Consider the following 22,424-nt stretch of genomic DNA (forward strand, 5'->3'; position numbering starts at 1 on the left):
CGCCCTCCCGAGGGCTGATCGGATCGTCATGAACAAGCTCGTCAAAGGCTCCATCGCCGCTGCCGCCGGTATCGCCCTCCTCCTCGGCGGCGCGGGCACCTTCGCGCTGTGGAACGCCAACACCGAGGTCGCCGCGGCGAGCGTCACCTCGGGCACGCTGGCGCTGACGCCGAGCGGGACGGGCACCTGGACGGACATCACGAACGGCCGGAACGCCGCGATCTCCGACGTGTCGCAGTTCAAGATCGTCCCCGGCAACAAGCTCCGCTTCACGCAGACCATGAAGATCGACGCGTCGGGCAACGACCTCGTCGCCGACCTCACCTACTCGGCCGCCTCCATCACCGGTTCGCTCAAGAACGTCGCCGTGACCACCATGGGCGTCTCGAGCGCCGCCGGCTCGTCGACCCTGCCCGCCGGCGTCACCGCCGACACCGCGACCGCCGGCAGCTTCGTCGTCCGCCCCGTCGCGGCCGGCAGCACCACCGCCGTCGTCACCTTCGTCGTCGAGCTGCCGCAGGCCACCGACGGCGCCGCGAGCATGAACGGCACCCTCGACCTGAGCAAGCTGACCTTCACGCTCAAGCAGCGCGCCATCGCCTGATCCCCGACGATCACGACCACCACCGAGACGGGAGCCGCGCGATGAGCCGACACGGGACGACGCAGCGTCGTCACCGCGCCGAGCCCGTCCGCGGCGCCCGCGGCCTCGGTGGTCTCGTGCGTCCGCTGTGGTCCGCGACCGGGATCGTCGTCATCGGACTGCTGGCGATCGTCGCGACCGCCGGCGGCACCTACGCCCTCTTCGGCACCTCGGCCACCACGTCGGCGTCGGTCGTGACCTCCGGCTCGGCCGGGGTCGCGGTGACCAGCGTGTCGGCCCTCGACGTCGCGAAGCTCGGCCCCGGGCGCTCCGTGTCGGGCACCTTCATCGCCAGGAACACGGGCACCGTCCCCCTCGCCCTGCGTCTCACGGGCACCGCGCCGACGTCGACCGACGCCGCGGTGGTCGGCGAGCTGCGCGCCACCGCCGCCGTGCTGCGGAGCGGCACCGCGTGCACGATCACGACGGCCGGCACCTCGGCCCGTGCGGCGAGCCTCGACACGGGCTCGTCCTGGACGACGCTGCCCGCCGGTCAGTCCCTCACGGGGTGCCTCGTCCTCACCCTCGACTCCGACGCTCCCGCCACCGTCCAGTCGAAGAGCGCTCCCGTCGGCTTCGTGCTGGCCGGTACGCAGGTCGCTCCGTGACCGGCCGTCGCGCTCAGCGCCGCCGTCGGCCCGTCGCCGCCGGTCGGCGTCTAGCGCTCGCCGTCGTGGCCGGCGTCGTCATCGGCTCGACCCTCGCCGCCGGGGGCGCCGCCGTCGCCCTCTGGTCGACGAGCGCGCCGGTCTCCACGAGAGCCGCGACGGGCGCCGTGGCTCTCAGCACGACCGACCCGACCTCGCTGCAGCGCGACTACACGGCGTCGGTTCCGGCGATCACGGGAACCTGGTCGCTCACGAACACCGGCTCTGTCGACGCCGACTACTCGACCACGGGGTCGCTCGCCTCGGGCAGCTCCGCCGACCTCGCCGCCTCCGTCTCCGTCGTCGCCTGGCCCGTGCCCCGCGGCTCGACCGCGGGCGCCTCGTGCACGGCGTCCGCCGCGGTCGGGTCGGGGTCGGTCTCGGGGACCTGGTCCGCGCCTCCTCGTCTGACGGGCTCGCTCGCCGCCGGCGCCTCGGCCGCCTGGTGCATCCGCTCGTCCACGTCGACGACCTCGCCCCTCGGTCGCGTCACCCCGGTGCTGCGGGCGACCCTCGCCACCGGTTCGTGGACCGCCTCCCCGCAGCAGCGGAGCTTCGTGCAGAACAACACGGTCGCGCCCCGCAAGACGGCGACCTGCTCGACCACCGACATCTACTACGCCCGCCTGCACTTCGACCCGTCCGATCGCCCTCTCGAGACGACGTACGGCTCGTTCGTCGGCTCGACCCGGGTCGGCACGGCGACCGAGACCGGGCACTACCCCGAGTTCGGCTTCACCCGCGAGACGCTGCCGAAGGACCCGTACGGCGACGGGCCGATCACCGTCGACATCCGCGTCGTCGTGAACGGTGCGCCGGGGGCGATCGCGGCCACCGGCGTGGTCGTGGGCGGTTACGACCCGAACGGCCTGAGGAACATCCAGTGCCCGTGATCGGGCGGCCCGCGCTCCGCAGGGCGACGGTCGGGGCGGCCCTGCTGGTGTCGCTCGCCGTCGCCGGCGCCGTCGCGCTGCCGTCTCTCGCCGCGGCACGCGCCACCGGGGCGGCATCCGCCTCGAGCACGGCCTCCGCGCCGCGGCTGATGGTGAGCGACGACGGGCGGCTCTGGCAGGCCCGTCTCGACTCCGGGCTGTTCGCCGACGGCCTGCCGCTCGTGCCCGGCGGCTCGACCTCGGGCACCTTCTGGGTCAAGAACACGACCTCGGAGCCGGCCATGCTCGGGGCCCGCATCGTCGGGATCACCTCCTCGACGACCGAGTTCGCCCAGGACGTGTCCGTGACGGCGTGGGCCTCGGGGCTCGACGACGGCGATGCGCTCGGCGGCGAGACGTTCGGCGGCGAGGCGGAGCCGGACGGCGTCGCGCTCGACGGCTCGCCGTCCGTGCTGCCGCTGGTCGAGGAGGCGCCCGTCGCCGATGCCGCGCCCGTCGCGCAGGCCGTGCCGCTCGTCACCCTCGACTCCCCGTCGTGCTCGGTGGTCATGCCCTCGACCCTGCTGCCGGCCGGTGAGGAGGCGCCGATCACCGTGGCCCTGCGGCTCGCGGCGGACGCATCCGAGGCATCGGCGGCGCAGTCCGTCGGAGTCACCGTGCTCGTCACGCTCACCGGTCAGGGCGGCGAGACGCTGGATCCGTGCGTCTCGACCGGCGGTTCGGAGACCGGATCGGGCGCCGGGCCGGCAGGCGACCGGGCGGACGACCAGGAGGCGCGCTTCGCTGCGACCGGCGGCTCGACGTCAGCCGGATCCGCATCGTCGGGCTCCGTGACGAGTGCCGTGAGACCGGCGACCGGGGCGGTCTCGATCGAGGCCTCCTCCGGCGGAGAGGGCGTCGACGGCGGTGCGACGGCGGACGACGGCTCGGATGCCGTCGTGGGAGAGATCCCGTTCGTCAGCGTCCCGCTGCCGGGGGAGTGGCTGCCGATCGCCGTGGGCGTGCTGGCCCTGCTCGGCGGCGGGTACGTCGCCCTCGGGCGGCGTCGCCGCGACCGCGGCGACGCGGACGACGCCGGCGACCGGGCCGACTCGGGCGAGCACCTCGTCGAGGCGCCGAGCCTGCTCGTCGGAGGGCCCCGCATGACCGACCGGAGGCGTCTGTGACCGCGCGCCGCGCCTCCTCGGCGGAACGGGGGCTGCTGCACAGCATCGGCGTCGGGCTCAGCGCGGGGCTGCTGCTGGTGGTCGTCGCGCTCGCGGTGCTGCTCGTCATCGTGCCCAAGGCGACCGGTTCGACGCCTCTGACCGTGCTGACCAGCTCGATGGAGCCGAGCCTCCCGCCGGGGACGCTGCTCGTCGTCCGCCCGACGGCCACCGAGGATGTGCGGGTCGGCGATGTCATGACGTATCAGATCGAGTCCGGTCGGCCCGAGGTGATCAGCCACCGGGTGATCGAGATCGTGTCGGCGTCGGACGGCACCACGTCGTTCGTGACGAAGGGCGACAACAACTCCGCCGCCGACGAGAAGGCCGTGCTGCCCGTGCAGGTGCGCGGCACCCTCTGGTACAGCGTCCCGTGGCTCGGCTTCGTGAACCAGGCCGTCAACGGTCAGGCGCGGGCCTGGATCGTGCCCTTGCTGGCGGTCGCCCTCTTCGGCTACGCCGGGTACATGATCACCTCGGGTCTCGTCGCGCATCGCGCGGAGCGGCGGCGCGGGCGGGGTCGCGGGAGACGGTCGGCCGGCCGGTCCGACAACGCGTCCGAGGGTGCGTCCGAGGGGCGGTCCGCAGGGTCCTCCGAGGGTCGATCCGAGAGCTGATCCGACGGTCGATCGATGGTCGTCCGATGGTCGAGTCGGGGTCGTGCCACCGGTCGTCCGAGCTGTCTCGGGGTGACCCCCGGATTGGGGTGCGGGTACGCGACCGGACGCGCTTGTCGGCCGTTTGGGGGACCGCTACAGTCGGGGACGACGACGCGGCCTGCCCGCCCGGGGCGATATCCGCCCCGAGAGCCCGGCGCCCGTCGATCGGCGGTGTCGCACTGCTGACACCCCGCCGGATGCAACGACGGCCCGGACCCGAGGCCGTCGCGTGCGACGACGAACACGACGAGCGACGGCGCGCGCCCGGACCCGGCCCGAACCGGTCCGGTCGCCGCCGGTGCCCGTGCGTGCGGTGCTCCCGACCCGGCTCAGGCGCTCGCTGCGAAGGCTGCGGCGACGGCCGCCACGGCGACGAGGTTCAGGGCGACGGTCGCGGCGAACACGCGCCGGAACGCGGGCTTGCCCGTCTTGTGCCGCAGCAGCTGCTGTGCGACGACGGCGGCCGGCCAGCCGCCGAGCAGACCGCAGAGCAGCAGGCTCCGCTCGGGGATCCGTCGGAGCCCCAGTCGGGCGGCCCGTTTGTCGACGGCGTAGGCGACGGCGGTCGCGAGGTTCAGCAGTGCGACGGCCCCGACGACGGCGAGCCGACCCGCCAGCACGGGCGGATCGAGCGACCACACGCCGGCTGTCCCGGCCTGAGACCCGGTGGACCACACGCTGGCGATCGGCGACAGGGCGACGACGGTCAGGGCGAGCGCGACGACGACGGCCCCGGCGACGGCGAGACGACCCCGCGAGGAGGGGCGCGCGGGTCGGGCGCGCGGCGCCGACCAGGTCGTGCCCGAGGGAGCAACTCTCACCGCCTCGGGCCCGCGGTCGCCGTGGCGGTCGACCGTGTACGCGTACCGCTCGCCGACGCGCGGTCGCGCCGATCCGCCGCTGAAGGCCGTGATGTGGACGAAGACCCGGCCCCGGCCCGCGTCCGGGGTGAGGAACCCGAAGCCGCGGTCGTCGTTCCAGCTGCTCAGCGTGCCCTCGATGCGACGTTCCGACACGGCCGTCGCCCTAGCCGACGCGGTACACGACGACCGTCGGGCCCGAGATCGACACCGTCTCGCCCGGTCGGCCGGCGTCGGGCAGTCGACGGTCGTCGCTCGACCAGAGGGGCTCGTAGCCCTCGACGCCGTCGACGGTCGGCAGGGTCACCTCGATGATCGTCTCGGCGCCGTGCACGATGACGAGCACGCTGTTCGGCGCCTCGTGCTCCGGGGTCGAGGTGGCCAGGTACTGGAGCGTGCGCACCGCCGCGTCGTTCCACTCGCCGGGCTGCATCTCGGCGCCCGAGGCCGAATGCCACGACATCTGGGTGGCGCTCAGGGTGCAGGCTCCGTCGACGCCGAACCGGACGGGCCGCAGCGCGGGGTTCTCGGCCCGCAGCCGGGCGAGCGCGGCGACGTCGTCGCGGAGCGCCACCTGCCACGGTTCGTCCGACCAGTCGACCCAGGTCAGCTCGCTGTCGATGCAGTAGCCGTTGTTGTTGCCGTGCTGGGTGCGCCCGCGCTCGTCGCCCGCCGTCAGCATCGGGATGCCCGCCGAGACGAAGAGCGTCGCGAGCAGGTTCCGCATCGAACGCCGGCGGGCGTCCGAGATCCACGGGTTGTCGCTGTGGCCCTCGATGCCGTGGTTGAACGACCGGTTGTCGTCGGTGCCGTCGCGGTTCCCCTCTCCGTTGGTCAGGTTGTGCTTCGCGTCGTACGACACGAGGTCGAGCAGCGTGAATCCGTCGTGCGCCGTGACGAAGCCGACCCCGGCGAGCGGCCCCCGCTCGTGGGCGAAGATGTTGCTCGAGCCGCTGAGCTTCGAGGCGAAGCTGCCGAGACCCGACGGCGGCAGGCCGTTCGCCCGCGCGGCCGCGACGTCGGTCAGCCAGAACTCGCGGGTGCGGTTGCGGAACCGGTCGTTCCACTCGATCCAGCCGTGGGGGAACGCGCCCGTCTGCCAGCCGCCCATCCCGACGTCCCACGGCTCGGCGATCATCTTCACGCCCTCGAGCGCCGGGTCGGAGACGATCGCCGCGAGGAGGGGGTGCTCGGGATCGAAGACGTGGTCGGCGCCGCGGCCGAGGGTCGCCGCCAGGTCGAAGCGGAAGCCGTCGATCTGCACCTCGTTCGCCCAGTAGCGCAGCGAGTCGAGCACCAGACGCGACGCGGCCGGGGTGCTCGTGTCGATCGAGTTGCCGCAGCCGGTGACGTCGACGGGTCGGCCGTCGGCGTCGTGCCTGTAATAACCGGACCCGTCGAGCCCGCGGAGGCTCGTGATCGGCCCGTCGTCCGCCCCCTCCTCGGCCGTGTGGTTGTAGACGACGTCGAGGTAGACCTCGATGCCCGCCTCGTGCAGCAGCCGCACCATGCCCTTGAACTCGCGGAGGACGGCGGAGGCGCCGGCCAGCTGGGCGTCGCGACTCGCGTACGCCGTGTGGGGAGCGAAGTACGACAGGGTGTTGTAGCCCCAGTAGTTCTCGATGCCCTGGGCGACGAGACGCTGCTCGTCGACGTGCTGGTGCACCGGGAGCAGCTGCACGGCGGTGACGCCGATCGACTTCAGGTACTCGATCGTCGGCTCGGCGGCGAGCCCCGCGTAGCTGCCGCGCAGCTCTTCGGGGACGAACGGCGCCAGGCGGGTCAGCCCCCGCACGTGCGCCTCGTAGACGACCACCCGGTCGAGGGGCGTGCGCGGCTTGGCGACGCCGCCCCAGTCGAACGACTCGTCGACGACGGCCGACTGCCAGCCGCCGCGCCCCGTGCGGCCGAGCCCGCGGGCGTACGGGTCGAGCAGCTCGAGCGACGGGTCGAAGGCGTGGCCGCCGCCCGAGGGGCCGTCGGCGTGGAGCCAGTATCGGCGGCCGGGCGTGAGAGAGGGGTCGGTCGCGCTCCACACGTCACCGTCGCCTCGGGTCAGCGGCACGACGCGGTCGTGCGGCGCGTCGTCGATCACGAGGTCGATGCGGGTGGCCGAGGCGGACCACACCCGGAGGGTCGGCCCCTCGGGGCCCTGGGTCAGGCCGAGGTCGCGCAGGGGGTCGATGTCGGACACGGCACTTACAGTAGATGACGGGTCGGCACCGGCTCGACCCGCGCCTCCTGCCTGCGCCCTCCCGCGCCGGCCCTCGCCCGCCCTCGATGCTCGAAGAACCGACATGACCGTCTACCTCGACCACGCCGCCACCACGCCGATGCACCCGGCCGCCATCGCGGCGTACACCGAGGCTCTCAGCGCGGTCGGCAACCCCTCGTCGATCCACAGCGCGGGCCAGAACGCCAAGCGCGTGCTCGAAGAGGCCCGCGAGCGCGTCGCGGCGACCCTCGGCTGCGAACCCATCGAGGTCGTCTTCACCTCGGGCGGCACCGAGTCGGTCAACCTCGCCGTCAAGGGCCTCTGGTGGGCGCGGCAGTCCGATCGACCCCGCCCGCGCCTCCTCGTCGCCGCCGGCGAGCACCATGCGACCGTCGACACCGTCGAATGGCTCGAGCGCTACGAGGGCGCCGTCGTCACGTGGATCCCGCTCGACGCCGTCGGCCGGGTGCGCCTCGACGCGCTCGCCGAGGCGCTCGACGCCCACGACGACGTGGCGCTCGTCAGCCTGCTCTGGGCCAACAACGAGGTCGGCACGATGCAGCCGGTGTCCGAGGTGGTGGCGCTCGCCGGGGCGCACGGGGTGCCGGTGCACTCCGACGCGGTGGCCGCGTACGGGCAGGTGCCGATCGACTTCGGCGCGTCGGGGCTCGCCGCACTCAGCGTCAGCGCCCACAAGATCGGCGGCCCGATCGGCATCGGCGCGCTCGTGCTGTCGCGGGCGGCGACGGTCGTCCCGCTGATCCACGGCGGCGGGCAGCAGCGGCAGGTGCGATCGGGCACACAGGACGCCCCGGCGGCCGTGGCCTTCGCCGTCGCGGCCGAACAGCCGCATGTCGACTACGCGCCGCTGCGCGACCGGCTGATCGACGGGGTGCGTGCGGCGGTGCCGGGGGCGGTGCTGCGCGGCGATCCCGTCGACCGGCTGCCCGGCAACGCGCACTTCACGTTCGAGGGGTGCGAGGGCGACTCGCTGCTGTTCCTGCTCGACGCCGCGGGGGTGAGCGTGTCGACCGGGTCGGCGTGCCAGGCGGGGATCCCCGAGCCGTCGCACGTGCTGCTGGCGATGGGGTTGAGCGACGACGAGGCACGCGGCGCCCTGCGCATGACCGTGGGGCACACGTCGACCGCTGCCGACGTCGACGCTCTGCTCGCGGCGCTGCCGGACGCGGTCGCGCGGGCCGGACGTGCCGGCTACGCCGACCGCGCGCCCGCCCTCGGCGCACGGTAGCGCTGCGCGCTGCGCTGCGCTCCGCGCTTGCTCCATCGAAATGACGCGAAGCGGGCCTCTCACGGCTCGAAGGGCGCGTTTCGCGTCACTTCGACGTGGTGTGCGGGGTGCGCGGTACGGCGTCGCCGCGCCCCGTTTTCATCGAGGTGACGCGAAGCGGGCCTTCTGCGGCTCGGAAGGCGCGTTTCGAGTCACATGGACGTAGCGCGCGGGGTGCGCGCAGTGCTGCGTCGCCGCGCCCCGTTCATCGAGGTGACGCGAAGGGGGCCTTCTGCGGTGCGGAGGGCGCGTTTCGAGTCACATGGACGTAGCGCGCGGGGTGCACGGTGCGGCGTCGCCGCGCCCCGTTTATCGAGGTGACGCGAAGGGGGCCTTCCGCGAAGCGTAGGGCGCGTTTCGAGTCACATGGATGTAGCGCGAGGGTGCACGCAGTGCCGCATCGCCGCGGGTTCCGTCGAGGTGACGCGAAGCGGGCCTTCTGCGGTGCGGAGGGCGCGTTTCGGGTCACCTCGACGTGGTGTGCGGGGTTAGCGGTACGGCTTCGCCGCGCCCCGTTCATCGAGGTGACGCAAAGCGGGGCCTGTGCGGCTCGGAGGGCCCGCTTCGCGTCACTTCGATGCGGCGGGGGCGGCGCGGGCAGCCGACGCGCGTCCTCCACAGGGGGCGCGATGCTCGGGCCATCCACAGCACCGGGCCCCACCCCCCGAGACGCCGCGGGGCGGGAGCGAGCATGGCCCCATGCACCCACGTCCTCTGCCTCCGCCACTGGCCCGGGGCCCGTTCTCGACGGCGACGGCGCTGTCGCACGGCGTCGCGCCCCACCGCCTCCGGGCCCACGATCTCCGCTCGCCCTTCCACGGTGTCCGGTCGCCGTCGCAGGCCGAGGGGCTGGTCGGCCGGTGTCGCGAGTTCGCACCCCTGCTGCGCCTCGACGAGTACTTCGCCCACGAAACGGCGCTCGCGCTCGCCGGGCTGCCGACTCCCCGCCGCTCCGAGCCCGGGCCTCTGCACATCGGCACGACTCGATCCCGCCAGCGTCGTCGGGCCGGTGTCGTCGGCCACCGCCTCGTCCCCGCCACGCTCCACGACATCGGCGGTCTCCCGGTGGCCGACCCGGTCGAAGCGCTCGTGCAGGCGGCGAACGACATGGGCCTCGACGACCTGGTCCGTCTCGGAGACGCGATGGCCGGGTCGTGGTCGAACCACGCGTTCGCGCGTGAGCTCCCCGTCACGACTCTGCAGGCGGCGGCGTCGGTGCGGGGTCGCCCTGGCATCCGGCGGCTCAGGGAGGCGCTCGAGCTCGTGCGGCCGGGGGTCGACTCGCCGCAGGAGACGGACCTCCGGCTGCTGATCGTGCGGGCGGGGCTGCCCGAGCCCGAGGTCAACGTCAAGCGGTACGCGGCGGACGGGTCGTATCTCGGCAAGCCCGATCTCAGCTACGGGTGGTGCCGGCTCGCACTCGAGTATCAGGGCGATCACCATCGCACCGATCTGGAGACATGGCGTTACGACCTGGCCCGCCGCGAGCGCTTCGAGGACGAGGGCTGGCGCGTCGTGCTGGTCAGTCGTGACGACCTGTACGGCGCGGCCGCGGCCGTCCTCACGGCCCGGATCCGTCGATACCTCGCTCGCTGCGAATCGAGGTGACCCGTCGGAACCCCTGCGGGGCGTCGGATGGCCCGGTTGGGTCACTTCGATGGTGCAGCGGAGCGGTGCGGCGCGTATTGCGGCTACCTCGCTTGCTGCGAACCGAGGTGACCCGTCGGGACCCCCGCGGGGCGTCGGATGGCCCGGTCGGGTCACTTCGGTGCGGGGGTGGCTCGCCGCGGAGCGCGCGGGGCGCGCGGCGCGCGGCGCGCGAGAGCGCGCGCACGCGCAGGGCGGGCAGACTGGGGCGATGCAGCTCTATTCGGCGTCGACGGCGGTCCGTGCGCGTCAGATCACCTCCGACGTCGTGGCGCTCGCGCTCCTGGTCGCGGCGGTCGTGGCCGGTCTCACGGCGGCGGCGTTCGTCCGCACGTTCGCCGAGCTGGGGCGTCGGGTCGAAGACGCGGGGCTGGGGTTCCAGCAGTCGATGGGCGACGCGGCCGAGTCCATCTCGGGTCTGCCGCTCGTGGGCGAGGCCGCGGGGCGCCCGTTCATCGGTGCGAGCGACGCGGCGTCGACGCTGGTGGCTGCAGGGCGGGACCAGCAGGAGGCGGTGGGCACCGCCTCCCTCGTGGTCGGCCTCCTGGTCGCGGGTCTGCCCGTCGTGGTGATCCTGCTGACGTGGCTGAGGCGACGGATCGCGTTCGTGCGCCGCGCCTCCTCGGTGTCGGCCCTGCTGCGCAGCCCCGGCGGCGACGACCTGCTCGCCCTGCGGGCGCTGTCGACGCTCGACGCGCGCGAACTCGCGGCCATGACCCCGGACCCGGTCGCCGCCTGGCGGGCCGGCGACGCCGACACGGTGAGGCGACTGGCCGACCTGGCCCTGCGAGACGCGGGTGTCGGCCGCGCCCGGTAAGCTCGGTCACCATGATCGCACTGGATTTCTCTGAGCAGATTGCCGCCCTCCGGGCCACGTTCGAAGACATCCGCGCGGTGATCGGGCAAGACCGTCTGGTGGCCGAGATCGCCGAGCTCAGCGAGAAGGCGTCCGCCCCCGACCTGTGGGACGACACGGAGAACGCGCAGAAGGTCACGAGCGCGCTCAGCCACCGGCAGGCCGAGCTCGAGAAGCTCGAGACGACCGAGCAGCGCCTCGACGACCTCGGGGTGCTGGTCGAGATGGCCAACGACGGCGACGATCAAGAGAGCGCCGACGAAGCGCAGGTCGAGCTCAAGGCCCTGCAGAAGATGATGGACACCCTCGAGGTGCAGACCCTGCTCGACGGCGAGTACGACCCGCGGCCCGCCGTCATCACGATCCGCGCCGGCGCCGGCGGGGTCGACGCCGCCGACTTCGCCGAGATGCTGCTGCGCATGTACCTCCGCTACGCCGAGAAGCACGGCATGTCGGCGACCGTGATGGACACCAGCTACGCCGAAGAGGCCGGCATCAAGAGCGCCACCTTCGAGATCGACGCGCCCTACGCCTTCGGCACCCTCAGCGTCGAGGCGGGCACGCACCGGCTCGTCCGCATGAGCCCGTTCGGGGCCGCGGGCAAGCGTCAGACGAGCTTCGCCGCGGTCGAGGTCATCCCTCTGATGGAGGAGACCGAGTCGATCGAGATCCCCGAGAACGACATCCGCGTCGACGTCTTCCGGTCGTCCGGGCCCGGTGGTCAGTCCGTCAACACGACCGACTCGGCCGTCCGCCTGACGCACATCCCCACGGGCACCGTCGTGTCGATGCAGAACGAGAAGAGCCAGATCCAGAACCGGGCCGCCGCCATGCGCGTGCTGCAGTCCCGTCTCCTGCTCCTGCAGAAGGAGGCGGAGAACGCGAGGAAGAAAGAGCTCGCCGGCAACATCACCGCCAGCTGGGGCGACCAGATCCGCAGCTACGTGCTCGCGCCGTACCAGATGGTCAAAGACCTGCGCAGCGAGCACGAGGTCAACAACCCGTCGAACGTCTTCGACGGCGACCTCGACGGCTTCATCTCGGCGGGCATCCGCTGGCGCAAGCGCGACGACTCCTGACGCACGCTCCTGAGCCGCCGCCGCTGCCCGCCGACCGGCACCGCGCCTCCTCGGCATCCCAGGGGATTCATAGCCCCCAGGCGTGCGCGTCGCTGCGGTGATCACCGGGGCTGGCGCTTAGGGTAGCCACCGTCATGATTCGGTTTGATGAAGTCACCAAGGTCTACGTCGGCAATCCCCGACCGGCGCTCAACGCGGTCACCCTCGAGATCCTCAAGGGCGAGTTCGTGTTCCTGGTCGGGGCCAGCGGCTCCGGCAAGTCGAGCTTCCTCCGGCTCGTGCTGAAGGAGGAGAAGCCGTCGGCGGGGCAGATCCACGTGCTCGGGCAGCGTCTCAGCACGCTCTCGAGCCGCAAGGTGCCGTACTTCCGTCGCAACATCGGCGTGGTCTTCCAGGACTTCCGGCTGCTGCCGCAGAAGAACGTGTTCGACAACGTCGCGTTCAGCCTGCAGGTGATCGGCAAGAGCAAGGGCTTCATCCAGGAGGCCGTCCCCGACGTGCTGAAGATGGTCGGTCTGGTCGGCAAGCAGCACCGTCTGCCGCACGAGCTCTCGGGTGGCGAGCAGCAGCGCGTCGCCATCGCCCGCGCGATCGTCAACAAGCCCGCCGTCCTCCTCGCCGACGAGCCGACCGGTAACCTCGACCCCTCGACCAGCGCCGGCATCATGACGCTGCTCGAGCGGATCAACTCCGGCGGCACCACCGTCATCATGGCCACCCACGACGCCGGCATCGTCGACCAGATGCAGCGCCGCGTCATCGAGCTCAGCGCCGGCAACATCCTGCGCGACGAGCGCGAGGGCGGCTACCAGACGCAGGCGGTGCCCATCCAAGCCATCGGGGTCGAAGACCTGAGCCTGAGAGGGGCCGACGAATGAGACTCGGACTCGTCCTCAGCGAAGTCGGCAGCGGCCTGCGGCGCAACGTCTCCATGGTCGTCGCCGTGGTGCTCGTGACCTTCATCTCGCTGACCTTCGTCGGCACGGCGGCACTGCTGCAGATGCAGATCAATCAGATGAAGGGCTACTGGTACGACAAGGCCCAGGTGGCCGTGTACCTCTGCACCGACACCGACACGACCGGCAACTGCACGGGTGCGAAGGCCACGCAAGACCAGATCGACGCGGTGCAGGCGCAGCTCGACTCCGAGGTGCTGCAGCCGTTCGTCGACCGTTCGTACTTCGAGACGCAGCAAGACGCCTACGACCGCTTCACGACGCAGTTCGCCGACAGCCCTGCGACCGAGTTCGTGCAGCCGTCGTACCTGAACGAGACCTTCTGGGTCAACCTGAAGGACCCGACCCAGTCGGACGTCCTCACCGAGAGCCTCTCGAGTCTCGCCGGGGTGCAGAGCGTCGTCGACCAGCGGGCCTACCTCGACCCGATCTTCTCGGTGCTGAACGCCGCCAGCTACACGGCCATCGGCATCGCCGTGCTGATGCTGATCGCGGCCGTCCTGCTGATCGCGACGACCATCCGGCTGAGCGCCTTCAGCAGGCGGCGAGAGCTCGGCATCATGCGGCTGGTGGGTGCGTCGAACACGTTCATCCAGACGCCGTTCATCCTCGAGGGGGTGATCGCCGCGCTGATCGGATCCCTGCTCGCGGGCGGTGCGATCGTCGCGATCGTCAACTTCTTCGTCAAGGGCTATCTGGCGGTGAACTTCGTGGGCACCCCGTTCGTCGGCCTGCGCGACACCGCACTGGTCGTCCCGCTGGTCATCCTGGTCGGCATCGTGCTCGCGGGCCTCTCGGCCAACATCGCCATCCGCCGGTACCTCAAGGTCTGATCCGCTAGCGGAGCCCCAGAAGCAGATGCCTGCAGGAGGCGCGGTGCCGGTCCGACCGGCACCGCGCCTCCTGCCGTCGCAACCGCAGGTATACTGACAGGCTGCCTGCTACCGGCAGAACCATCATCCGAACGACCAGGAGGCACCTGTGGCGAAAGAACGCGGCGAGAAGGTCGTGGCCACCAACCGCCGCGCGCGCCACGACTACACCATCGAAGACACCTACGAGGCCGGCATCGTGCTGAGCGGCACCGAGGTGAAGTCGCTCCGTCAGGGTAGGGCGTCGCTGGTCGACGGCTACGCGTTCGTCGACGCCAACGAGGCCTGGCTCGACGCGGTGCACATCCCCGAGTACACCGAGGGCACCTGGAACAATCACGCGCCGCGGCGCAAGCGCAAGCTGCTGCTGCACCGCCAGGAGATCGACAAGATCGGCCAGAAGACCAAGGAGGGCGGCTTCACGATCGTGCCGCTCAAGATCTACTTCAGCGACGGCCGGGCCAAGGTCGAGATCGCCGTGGCCAAGGGAAAGCGCGAGTACGACAAGCGGCAGACGCTGCGCGAGCGCACGGCGACGCGTGAGGCGCAGGCCGCGATCTCGGCGCGCAAGCACCTGGGGGAGTAGCCGAGGAGGTACGGCGTGCCTTACACTGGAAGGCCGCAGAACACCGCGGTCGGCTCCATCACGACAACTCCACAGAGTGTGACAACGGCCCCTCATGGGGATGATCGGTTTCGACATCGCCTGTGTGCGAACGAGAAGCGGGCCGAGGATCCAGGGTTATCTCGTAAACGATCTCTGGAAAACAATAAGTGCCAATAACAAGCGCACTGACTTCGCTCTCGCTGCGTAAGCAGTAGAGCCACATGGAGTCCGTCAGTCTGGTGACCGCCTTCTAATCAGAGCCTGACGTCATCTAGAGGGCTAGCTGCGTGACTACGCCTGAGGGTCACGCGGGACTTGCACTCGGGCTGGGCCCGTCGACCTAGAAGCCAGTAGCAAAGGTCGGGGCCGAGCAGAACGTCTCATCTGGCTACGCCCGTAGAATGCGTGCAATCTCAGCGATGGACGGGGGTTCAATTCCCCCCATCTCCACCATCGGCCGCTGTCACACTCCGTCGGATCACGAACGCCCCGCCTGACTCAGGCGGGGCGTTCGTCGTCTCGTCTTCGAAGATCAGTCGCCCTCACGTTATAGTCGTGAGAGCTCGGGCCGAGATCCGTGACCACGAGCCAGGGGAGCCGTAAGTATGAGCGACATCTTCACGCTGACGTCGAACGACGAGAACGATCCCGCTCCCGTCGGCAAGCGCAAGCGTCGGCTGTCGAAGGTCGCGGTCTTCTTCATCGTGGTCGCGGCGGTGCTCGTCGCGGCTCTCGTGGCCGTCGGTGTCGTCGGTGGCGTCTACGCCTCCCGCCTCGCCGACTCGTTCAACGACAACGCGACGAAGATCCCCCAGGCGTTCCCGGAGGAGTCCACGCGCCCCGAGGCGACGACCGACGGCGCCATGAACATCCTGCTGATGGGTTCGGACTCCCGGGCAGACGCCGCGACGATCGACGACGCCTCGGCGTCCGACCAGCGCACCGACTCGATGATGCTCGTGCACGTCGACGCCGACCGCGAGAACATCTACGTGATGTCGATCATGCGCGACCTCTACGTCGACATCCCCGGCTACGGCCAGAACAAGATCAACGCAGCCTTCGCCTACGGCGGCTCGCCCCTGACCGTGCAGACGGTGGAGCAGCTGCTGGGTGTACGAATCGATCACGTCGCCATCATCGACTTCGAGGGCTTCAAGGGCATGACCACGGCTCTCGGCGGAGTCGATGTGGTCTCGCCTCAGGCCTTCACCACGAAGGCTGGCTTCTCCTATCCAGCGGGAGCCACACGGCTAGAGGGTGATGCAGCGTTGGCGTTCGTGCGCGAGCGCTACGCATTCGCCGACGCGGACTTCACTCGAGTGAAGAACCAGCAGGCGTTCGTCCGAGGTCTCGCCGACACCATCCTGAACCGGTCGACGTTGACCGACCCGGGCAAGATCTCGGACTTCGTCGAGGCGATGTCGCCTTATCTCACCGTCGACCAGGAGTTCGACGTCGGAACGATCGCGTCGCTCGGTGTCAGCCTGCGCTCGATGGATCGATCGGGAATGCACTTCTTCACCGTCCCCACGGCCGGTACCGGCTCCGTCGGAGGTCAGTCGATCGTCAACGTCGACCAGGCCGGCCTCGACGCCGTCAAGACCGCTTTGGCGACTGACTCGCTCGCCGAGCTGCCGGCCGCGCAGTAGCAGCGACCTCGTTCTCCAATCCCCTCTTCACCACAACCCAGATAATCCGTGCCGCCGCAACGCGGCCATCTCTACAGAGAGCAATAACATGAAGACAGTCGTCGTCGGTCAGGGTTACGTCGGATTGCCAGTCGCTATGAGGGCGGTCGAGGTCGGTCACGACGTCGTCGGAATCGATCTCGATACGAACCGTATCGGTCTGCTGCAGGCGGGCACGTCGTACGTAGACGACATCTCGGATGCGACTCTCGCCTCCGCGACCGAGGGCGGTCGTTATATCGCCACGACGGAGTATGTCGACGTCGAGGGGTTCGACATCGCGGTCATCACCGTGCCCACCCCGCTCCGTGATTCGCTTCCCGACCTCAGCTTCATCGAGCAGTCGGCCGCGTCGTTGGCTCCGTACATCCGTCCTGGCGCCACCGTCGTTCTCGAATCGACGACCTATCCGGGCACCACAGTGGAGCTTCTCGTTCCTATTCTCGAAAGCGGCTCGGGCCTGACCGCAGGTACCGATTTCTTCGTGGGCTACAGCCCTGAGCGCATCGACCCCGGTAACAAGGTCTGGGGTTTCAAGGAGACTCCTAAGGTGGTCTCGGGCATCAACCCGGCGTCGCTGGAGAGCGTCCAGGCGTTCTACGACGAGCTGGTGGACACGACCGTTCCCGTGTCGGGCACCAAAGAGGCAGAACTGACCAAACTGCTCGAGAACACTTTCAGGCACGTGAACATCGCCTTGGTCAACGAGTTGGCCATTTTCGCCCACCAGCTGGGCGTCGACGTCTGGGAGAGCATCGAAGCCGCTTCGTCCAAGCCCTTCGGCTTCATGAAGTTCACGCCGGGTCCTGGCGTCGGTGGTCACTGCCTGCCCGTTGACCCCAGCTATCTGTCGTGGCAGGTGCGCAAGCAGCTCGGAAAGAGCTTCCGATTCGTCGAACTGGCGAATGACGTCAACGATCACATGCCTGACTACGTGGTTCAGCGTGCAATCACCATGCTCAACGACCGCTCTAAGTCGGTTCGCGGCGCCCGCATCTCGCTCATCGGCTTGGCGTACAAGCCCAACACGGGCGACATCCGCGAGGCGCCATCCGCTCGCGTCATCGAGCTGCTCAGCGAATTGGGTGCTGAACTGACTGGTCTTGACTCCCATGTCGAACCTCACCGGTGGCCTGCCAGCGTCCAGCGTGCAGCAGACCTCAGGAGTGCGATCAGCCACAGCGACTTGGTTATCGTATTGACCAATCACGCCGACGTTGACCTGGAAGGACTGGTCACGTCAGACGCGACCGTATTTGATGCCAGGCACGTCGTCGCCGGTCCGAACATCGAAACCTTGTAGGCAGAGGTTTCAATACCTCTCTTGTAACGCGACGACTTCAGGGTCTAAGTGTTGCCTTAGCTCAGATCGTCCATCAGCCCTAGAAAGTGCTGGCCCGAACTGCGTTGCCACGTGTCGTAGACATTAGCTGCCCCTTGCCGCATCGCACCGAGGTTGGAACGCGGTTGGGTGGCGAGTGAAAGAATCAGTTGGGCCCAAGTCTCTGCGGTGTTGTTGACAAGAATTTGGCCTGCTTTTTTGGACGCAATCTCGTGTGACCATGGAGTCGTGTCGGGTACGAGAACCGGACAACCAACTGATAATGCCTCGACAATGACGTGCCCGAAATTTTCTCCGGCGGTCGGAAGGGCGAGAAAGCTGGATTCAGACATCGCCCGGACGATGTCACCGTGTTCCGTGCTGCCATGAAAACTTACATTGTGGATCTGATCTGCAGCTAGCTGTCGGCACTTCTGGCTGTAGGCTGCGTCCTCCTCGGCGCCGTAGATGCTCAGGTTGACCGGTGTGTCGACGGCACGTAGAGCCTCAAGCAATATGGCTAGTCCTTTGTGCTCGACGACACGCCCGACGAAAATTAACGCGAAATCAGACGGGGGGAGTGATGGTGCGGCTGCATCGGGGAGAAGAGTGTCGTTGCGTCGGACGATGATCCTGCAATCCAGTCCCAGTGTTTGCCGTATGTCTTGGGCTTCCAGTTCGGAAGAGGCGTGAAACACTACCGCCTTGTGTAGCCCCAAGCGACGGTAGATGCTTATAAAACGCTGCTTTCGACCTGAACGCCTTCTCAGTGCGCCGGCACCCATTTCGCCGCGCGTTGCAATCACGACGGTGCTTTCGCCACAGCGGAGGCGCTGAATAATTTGCGGCACCAGTGAGAACTTAATATTAAAGAAGCTGTTCAGGTACAATATATCTGCCCGAAGACGGCTAATTTTGCTCCACATCCTAACGAGCGATAGGACCTTACTGGTCTGCGCGTAGAAAACCTGCGCATTACCCCGTGCGATCCAGGTATCGCTGGGGATGCCGAGTGACTCTTTCGCGCCCAGATCTCTATCTGACGTCACGACGAACGGCGACCAGGAAGCTGGCGCCTTAGCGACGAATGCCGACAGGGATCTAATGGGACCGCCCCCATCTTTGGCCGGAGGATAAAACGGGGCGTAGATAAGTACGCGCTTGATCGAACTCATTGACTTAGATGCGCCTTTATTCTTCATTATTGTCGCAGTTTGATTTGGTAATCAATATTGGTCTGGTTCGTACGTGTTTTGCGTCCGGTCGAGTCGGATTTCTCCCGATTGGCAACGACGATCCAGAAGAACATAAATATAGCAAGGAGTGGACTGACCGGTGATAAGAGCCATCCCTCGAATACGCTGTGGACGATAGCCGCAATGGCGACGGTCACGGTTTTATATCCACTTTTCAACCCTTGAATTAGAAGAATAATCCACATCGATATAACGGCGACCAAGCCGAATATGCCTGCCTGAGCAAGTGCGCGGAATGGACTACTCGCGATGATCGATGACTCATTCCCGACACCGATACCGATCAGGGGGCTCGTCTCAAATGCGCGAAGCGCAGTGGCCGTAGAGTCAGAACGCGAGTCATTCATCCGCAGAAGGTTCGCAAATGGATCAAGAAGAGACGGGTTCAGTAAAAGCACCACCCCGAGAACTAGAACACCGGAAACCGCAATAATAATCGAGCGAGCAAAACCTCGGCGAAGAACAAGAAGCAAAACAACAATGGCCAGAGCTAATGAACTAGCGCGACTGGCCGACAAGACAAGAATAATGCCGGATAGTAATAGTAGGGCCACGCGCCAGCGCGGCGAATCGACTATCGTCAGGGCGGCACAACCGAGCAAGAATGCGAAGAAACCCAAAGTGTTGGCATTCTCCAACACGCCTCGCAGGCGGCCACCCTCGAAGCCCAGCGCTGGAACTAGAGCGCCGAGTGCTAAAGAACTCACGAGAAGGGCGCCTAGAGCCCAAACAACACCCTTCCGGAGATCCTGGTCCGTCGCTGACACGCTTGCCGTCGCCGCAACGACCAGAAGGACGAGACCAATCATATAAAGAATAAAGGTAGTGATTTGAGCATGGAAGGCCGCGCCGACCACAAAGTAAAGCGCCAAACTAGCCCCGAATACATAAACCCACGACTTGGAGGTCTGCTCGGTCTCTGAGTGCGCTGGCGAGGAGTGGCGGAGCGCAAGAACGGTGATAATCGCGAAGCCGCCGACTCTCAGGGCGACAGAGATGGCCATCCCAGCCTCTGAGGACGCAATGGCCGTTGAAGAAGCTCCAACTATGGCTAACAAAGCAACCGCGTATGCGAATGGCCTACGAGCCCTGGGGGACACCGCTAAAAAGCATCCGGCAAGTATGACGGTCACGCCAAGAAGGCCCAGCGCAGGACTGCGATTCACCGAGAAATAGGCAAGTAATCCCGCGACGAGCATCAGCCCCAAGACGGAGAGGGGTCTTCTGAAAGTCATAGAAGGTTGCCCTCCAATCCATTGGGCCCTGACGAAAGATCGGCTGTGCGTCGCCAAGGCGGCTCGAGCGCAGATTCGGGATTCTGGAGTATAGAATGCAGATATTGAGCCGCGGCCTCTGGGGAAATGGCCTGATCAGCCCATTGCTGAATACGAATACGTTTTTCAGCTCGAACTCGACCAGCGCGAATCACAGACTTGAGAGCATCCGCGAAGGCCTGACGCGAGTGACTGTCGAATACCGTCCCCAGTTCATCGTCGACGATGAGATCTGAGCTTCCTGCGGCCGAACTGACGAGAACAGGCGTGCCAACGGAGAGGGACTCGTTGACGACGGCACCCCAACCGTCGAAAGCGCTAGGCAGAGCTAGGACGTCTGCCTCTGTCAGTACAGATGAAATCTCCGAGTTTCTAAGTGTCCCGAGAAAATCTACTCTAGCTTTGGGGTGTGCCTCAGCCGCAGACTTAAGTTTGTTGAGAAGCGGCCCGTCGCCCACGAGTGTCAATCGCCAGGACTGACTCGGGATTTCAAGTAAGAGGTCGAGAAGAAGGTCTGGGCGTTTTCGTTCCGTCAAAGAACCAACATACATTACGTGGACGACCCCGTCGATGTCAGCTATGGCTTTATTCAAGACTTCAGAGGAGCGTACAAAATATCCGAAGCTCAGTTGGCGAATGCTTTGTGGCAGCATTCCCGAGTATTGTTTCCGAGCTAGTGCGCCGATAAGTAGAACCGTATTGACATGCTTAATACGTGACATGCGGGACGCGTACTTTGCTTTGCGCAGGAAACGGCCAAGACCCCGATTATCAAACGGTTCCGTCGAAATGACTATCTGACCGTGGGGTTCTGCTTCAACCTGTTGACGTGCGTAGGCGAGAAGCGGGTAAGCATCAAGGCCAGAGAATATGTGATGAGTGGACCGGTCCTGGGCAGCGACGATGGAGCGCACTTCATCCTCGGAAGGGGCAACCACTAGTTGAGCAAGTCCGTAGTCAGGCTCGTCTTCCCAACCCATGGACTTACGCATGGTACTGGCCGCACCTTGCGTGACGACCAGGACTCGAACCTGCGACTGAGCTATGGCTTTTATCATGGGAGCTTGATGAACTGAGACTGTATTTTGCCAGAAGACAATATTCACGCGTGAATGATTCATGAAGAACTCCTGAATTTTTTTACTGCAACAAGAGCGGAAGCTGTTGCAAAAACTGAGCAAGCGACGGTCGCGTAGACAAGATCGGCAAAGAAGGTAGATGAAACCGCAACAATGAAGATAATGACCATTCCGATCAAGACTGGCTGCTTCATCAGGGCTTTACCGCCTGTCATGCAAAAATGCAGCGCCAAGCCGAGGAGCGTGACGACAGCGGCTCCGATAGAGGGTGCGTCGACTCGGGGGATAAAGAAGAAGAGGAGCAGAATAAGCGCGAGGGCCGTTGCGCTGGACCGGATTGCCAGGGAACCAGCCCTGAGCCGTAATTGTAGTCGCCAACCATTTACTTGGCTCAAGCCTGCCATTGTTGACGCAGCGACGAGCAGGGTTAGGATGGGTAGATCGACAAGATCAGGGTTAACGATTCTTGAGGGTAGCCAACCGTTTCCGAAGATAAAAGCCGCGATACAAGCGGAGCCCACGGCCAGAATCATGAAGGATGTTCTCTGCAGTCTCCGGTCGACAATGCTTTCATTTCCGGAATCCCACGATAGTCGAATGCTAGGGTATTGAACAGTCAAATAGAGACTAATCAATGCGGCGCTGGAGAGAACGGCGAGTTGAGACATCGCTGCAAAGGGTGCTGCGGCTTCGGAACTAGAGAAGTGCTGCAGAACAATCAGGTTCGCGCTCGCGAGAACAGTGACGCCGAGACTTGCTAAAGCGAGCTGATATCCCAATTGTCGTGGCCAAGGCGGAGTTTCGAGTTTCCGTGATGTCTTGCTGCTCCGAGGCGCGAGAAGGAGGCTGGCAAGCGTGGAGACAAGACCTGCAGTAGCCACTGCCAGCATGCCGTCTTCCCCCAAGAGGATGAGACCGATCAGAGTGAGCGTCCTAAGCGACGTACTAGTCATCAGGTTGCTCGCGTAGGCCCATGGCCTGTTCCACATGAGCCAGGCTGTCGCAGTGAATCTGGCCACAGCTAGTCCACTACCCCATGCGGCGACTGCAAGAGCCACTTCAATGTCACTGGCGAGGAGTCCGGCCACGCAGACTATAACCGCCAGTATTGCCATGGAGGCGATGAGGCGAGCCCTTGCATATCCATAGTTGCCGCGTTCGCCGTTCGAACCCGGGTGTCTTTGAAACGCGAGAGTCGCCGGTTCGGCGCCGAAAAGTGCGAAATAGGAAGAAAGCGCGAACACGATCGCCACGGTTCCGTAAGCTTCCGCCGGCAGTGCTCTCGTCAAAAAAGGCAGTTGCGCTGCTGCTGCGGCAAGGCTCAGAAGCCGCGCGGCCAACACAGCCGGCCCCGAACCACTTTTCTTCATAAGAGC

Annotated in this window: 20 protein-coding genes and 1 other RNA gene; 15 read left to right on the forward strand and 6 right to left on the reverse strand. The window is 66.8% G+C overall.

Features of this window, described 5'->3' with window-relative positions; genetic code table 11:
• The first annotated feature begins 28 nt into the window (after window positions 1–28).
• Genes SOM11_RS12100 through SOM11_RS12120 form a run of 5 tightly spaced genes read left to right on the forward strand, consistent with a single transcriptional unit; the run spans window position 29 to window position 4,005 of the window.
• Complete coding sequence (locus SOM11_RS12100; protein ID WP_320478162.1) at window positions 29–604, forward strand: alternate-type signal peptide domain-containing protein; 576 nt, start codon at window positions 29–31, stop codon at window positions 602–604.
• Between the two features lie 41 nt (window positions 605–645).
• Entirely contained in the window at window positions 646–1,251 is a 606-nt protein-coding gene (locus SOM11_RS12105; RefSeq protein ID WP_320478163.1) for a TasA family protein, read from the forward strand.
• Window positions 1,248–2,183 carry a hypothetical protein gene (locus SOM11_RS12110; protein ID WP_320478164.1) on the forward strand — a complete coding sequence of 312 codons (936 nt, stop codon included), beginning with the start codon at window positions 1,248–1,250 and terminating at the stop codon, window positions 2,181–2,183. Before SOM11_RS12105 ends, SOM11_RS12110 begins: the two co-directional genes overlap by 4 nt.
• A complete protein-coding gene (locus tag SOM11_RS12115; protein ID WP_320478165.1) occupies window positions 2,174–3,349 on the forward strand; it encodes a hypothetical protein in 1,176 nt (391 codons plus the stop codon). The genes SOM11_RS12110 and SOM11_RS12115 overlap by 10 nt, the downstream gene beginning before the upstream one ends.
• Window positions 3,346–4,005 carry a signal peptidase I gene (locus SOM11_RS12120; RefSeq protein ID WP_320478166.1) on the forward strand — a complete coding sequence of 220 codons (660 nt, stop codon included), beginning with the start codon at window positions 3,346–3,348 and terminating at the stop codon, window positions 4,003–4,005. Before SOM11_RS12115 ends, SOM11_RS12120 begins: the two co-directional genes overlap by 4 nt.
• Window positions 4,006–4,376: 371 nt before the next feature.
• Here SOM11_RS12120 and SOM11_RS12125 read toward each other — a convergent pair whose 3' ends face one another.
• Window positions 4,377–5,063 (reverse strand): DUF1294 domain-containing protein, encoded by a 687-nt coding sequence (locus SOM11_RS12125; RefSeq protein ID WP_320478167.1) that lies wholly within the window; start codon window positions 5,061–5,063, stop codon window positions 4,377–4,379.
• Between the two features lie 10 nt (window positions 5,064–5,073).
• A complete protein-coding gene (gene glgX / locus SOM11_RS12130; RefSeq protein ID WP_320478168.1) occupies window positions 5,074–7,101 on the reverse strand; it encodes a glycogen debranching protein GlgX in 2,028 nt (675 codons plus the stop codon).
• A gap of 103 nt (window positions 7,102–7,204) precedes the next feature.
• On the opposite strand from glgX, the gene SOM11_RS12135 reads away from it, so the two are divergent.
• The 10 genes from SOM11_RS12135 to SOM11_RS12180 all read left to right on the forward strand — a co-directional run bounded on the left by SOM11_RS12135 (window position 7,205) and on the right by SOM11_RS12180 (window position 17,421).
• A complete protein-coding gene (locus SOM11_RS12135) occupies window positions 7,205–8,371 on the forward strand; it encodes a cysteine desulfurase family protein (RefSeq protein ID WP_320478169.1) in 1,167 nt (388 codons plus the stop codon).
• 738 nt (window positions 8,372–9,109) lie between these two features.
• Complete coding sequence (locus tag SOM11_RS12140; RefSeq protein WP_320478170.1) at window positions 9,110–10,018, forward strand: hypothetical protein; 909 nt, start codon at window positions 9,110–9,112, stop codon at window positions 10,016–10,018.
• 250 nt (window positions 10,019–10,268) lie between these two features.
• Complete coding sequence (locus tag SOM11_RS12145) at window positions 10,269–10,874, forward strand: hypothetical protein (protein WP_320478171.1); 606 nt, start codon at window positions 10,269–10,271, stop codon at window positions 10,872–10,874.
• A gap of 11 nt (window positions 10,875–10,885) precedes the next feature.
• Window positions 10,886–11,992, forward strand: a complete 1,107-nt coding sequence (gene prfB / locus SOM11_RS12150; RefSeq protein WP_320478172.1) for a peptide chain release factor 2 — start codon at window positions 10,886–10,888, stop codon at window positions 11,990–11,992.
• A 134-nt stretch (window positions 11,993–12,126) separates the two neighbouring features.
• Window positions 12,127–12,870, forward strand: a complete 744-nt coding sequence (gene ftsE, locus SOM11_RS12155) for a cell division ATP-binding protein FtsE (protein WP_192058259.1) — start codon at window positions 12,127–12,129, stop codon at window positions 12,868–12,870.
• A complete protein-coding gene (gene ftsX, locus SOM11_RS12160) occupies window positions 12,867–13,781 on the forward strand; it encodes a permease-like cell division protein FtsX (RefSeq protein ID WP_320478173.1) in 915 nt (304 codons plus the stop codon). Before ftsE ends, ftsX begins: the two co-directional genes overlap by 4 nt.
• A gap of 148 nt (window positions 13,782–13,929) precedes the next feature.
• Window positions 13,930–14,406, forward strand: a complete 477-nt coding sequence (gene smpB / locus SOM11_RS12165) for an SsrA-binding protein SmpB (RefSeq protein WP_192058255.1) — start codon at window positions 13,930–13,932, stop codon at window positions 14,404–14,406.
• Between the two features lie 96 nt (window positions 14,407–14,502).
• Window positions 14,503–14,880, forward strand: a transfer-messenger RNA (tmRNA) gene (gene ssrA, locus SOM11_RS12170).
• A 152-nt stretch (window positions 14,881–15,032) separates the two neighbouring features.
• Window positions 15,033–16,079, forward strand: a complete 1,047-nt coding sequence (locus tag SOM11_RS12175) for an LCP family protein (protein WP_320478174.1) — start codon at window positions 15,033–15,035, stop codon at window positions 16,077–16,079.
• Between the two features lie 88 nt (window positions 16,080–16,167).
• On the forward strand, window positions 16,168–17,421 hold the full coding sequence (locus SOM11_RS12180) for a nucleotide sugar dehydrogenase (RefSeq protein WP_320478175.1): 1,254 nt from the start codon (window positions 16,168–16,170) through the stop codon (window positions 17,419–17,421).
• A 56-nt stretch (window positions 17,422–17,477) separates the two neighbouring features.
• Here the strand turns inward: SOM11_RS12180 and SOM11_RS12185 are convergent, their stop codons facing one another.
• The 4 genes from SOM11_RS12185 to SOM11_RS12200 all read right to left on the reverse strand — a co-directional run bounded on the left by SOM11_RS12185 (window position 17,478) and on the right by SOM11_RS12200 (window position 22,418).
• Window positions 17,478–18,614 carry a glycosyltransferase family 4 protein gene (locus SOM11_RS12185; RefSeq protein WP_320478176.1) on the reverse strand — a complete coding sequence of 379 codons (1,137 nt, stop codon included), beginning with the start codon at window positions 18,612–18,614 and terminating at the stop codon, window positions 17,478–17,480.
• Window positions 18,615–18,640: 26 nt separating this feature from the next.
• Window positions 18,641–19,699, reverse strand: coding sequence for a hypothetical protein (locus SOM11_RS12190; protein WP_320478177.1), 1,059 nt, complete (start codon window positions 19,697–19,699; stop codon window positions 18,641–18,643).
• A gap of 227 nt (window positions 19,700–19,926) precedes the next feature.
• A complete protein-coding gene (locus SOM11_RS12195; RefSeq protein ID WP_320478178.1) occupies window positions 19,927–21,075 on the reverse strand; it encodes a glycosyltransferase in 1,149 nt (382 codons plus the stop codon).
• 11 nt (window positions 21,076–21,086) lie between these two features.
• Complete coding sequence (locus tag SOM11_RS12200) at window positions 21,087–22,418, reverse strand: hypothetical protein (protein ID WP_320478179.1); 1,332 nt, start codon at window positions 22,416–22,418, stop codon at window positions 21,087–21,089.
• Window positions 22,419–22,424 lie beyond the last annotated feature (6 nt).

Origin of the sequence: Frigoribacterium sp. CFBP9029, from assembly GCF_034045305.1 — a bacterium.
Taxonomy (GTDB): domain Bacteria; phylum Actinomycetota; class Actinomycetes; order Actinomycetales; family Microbacteriaceae; genus Frigoribacterium.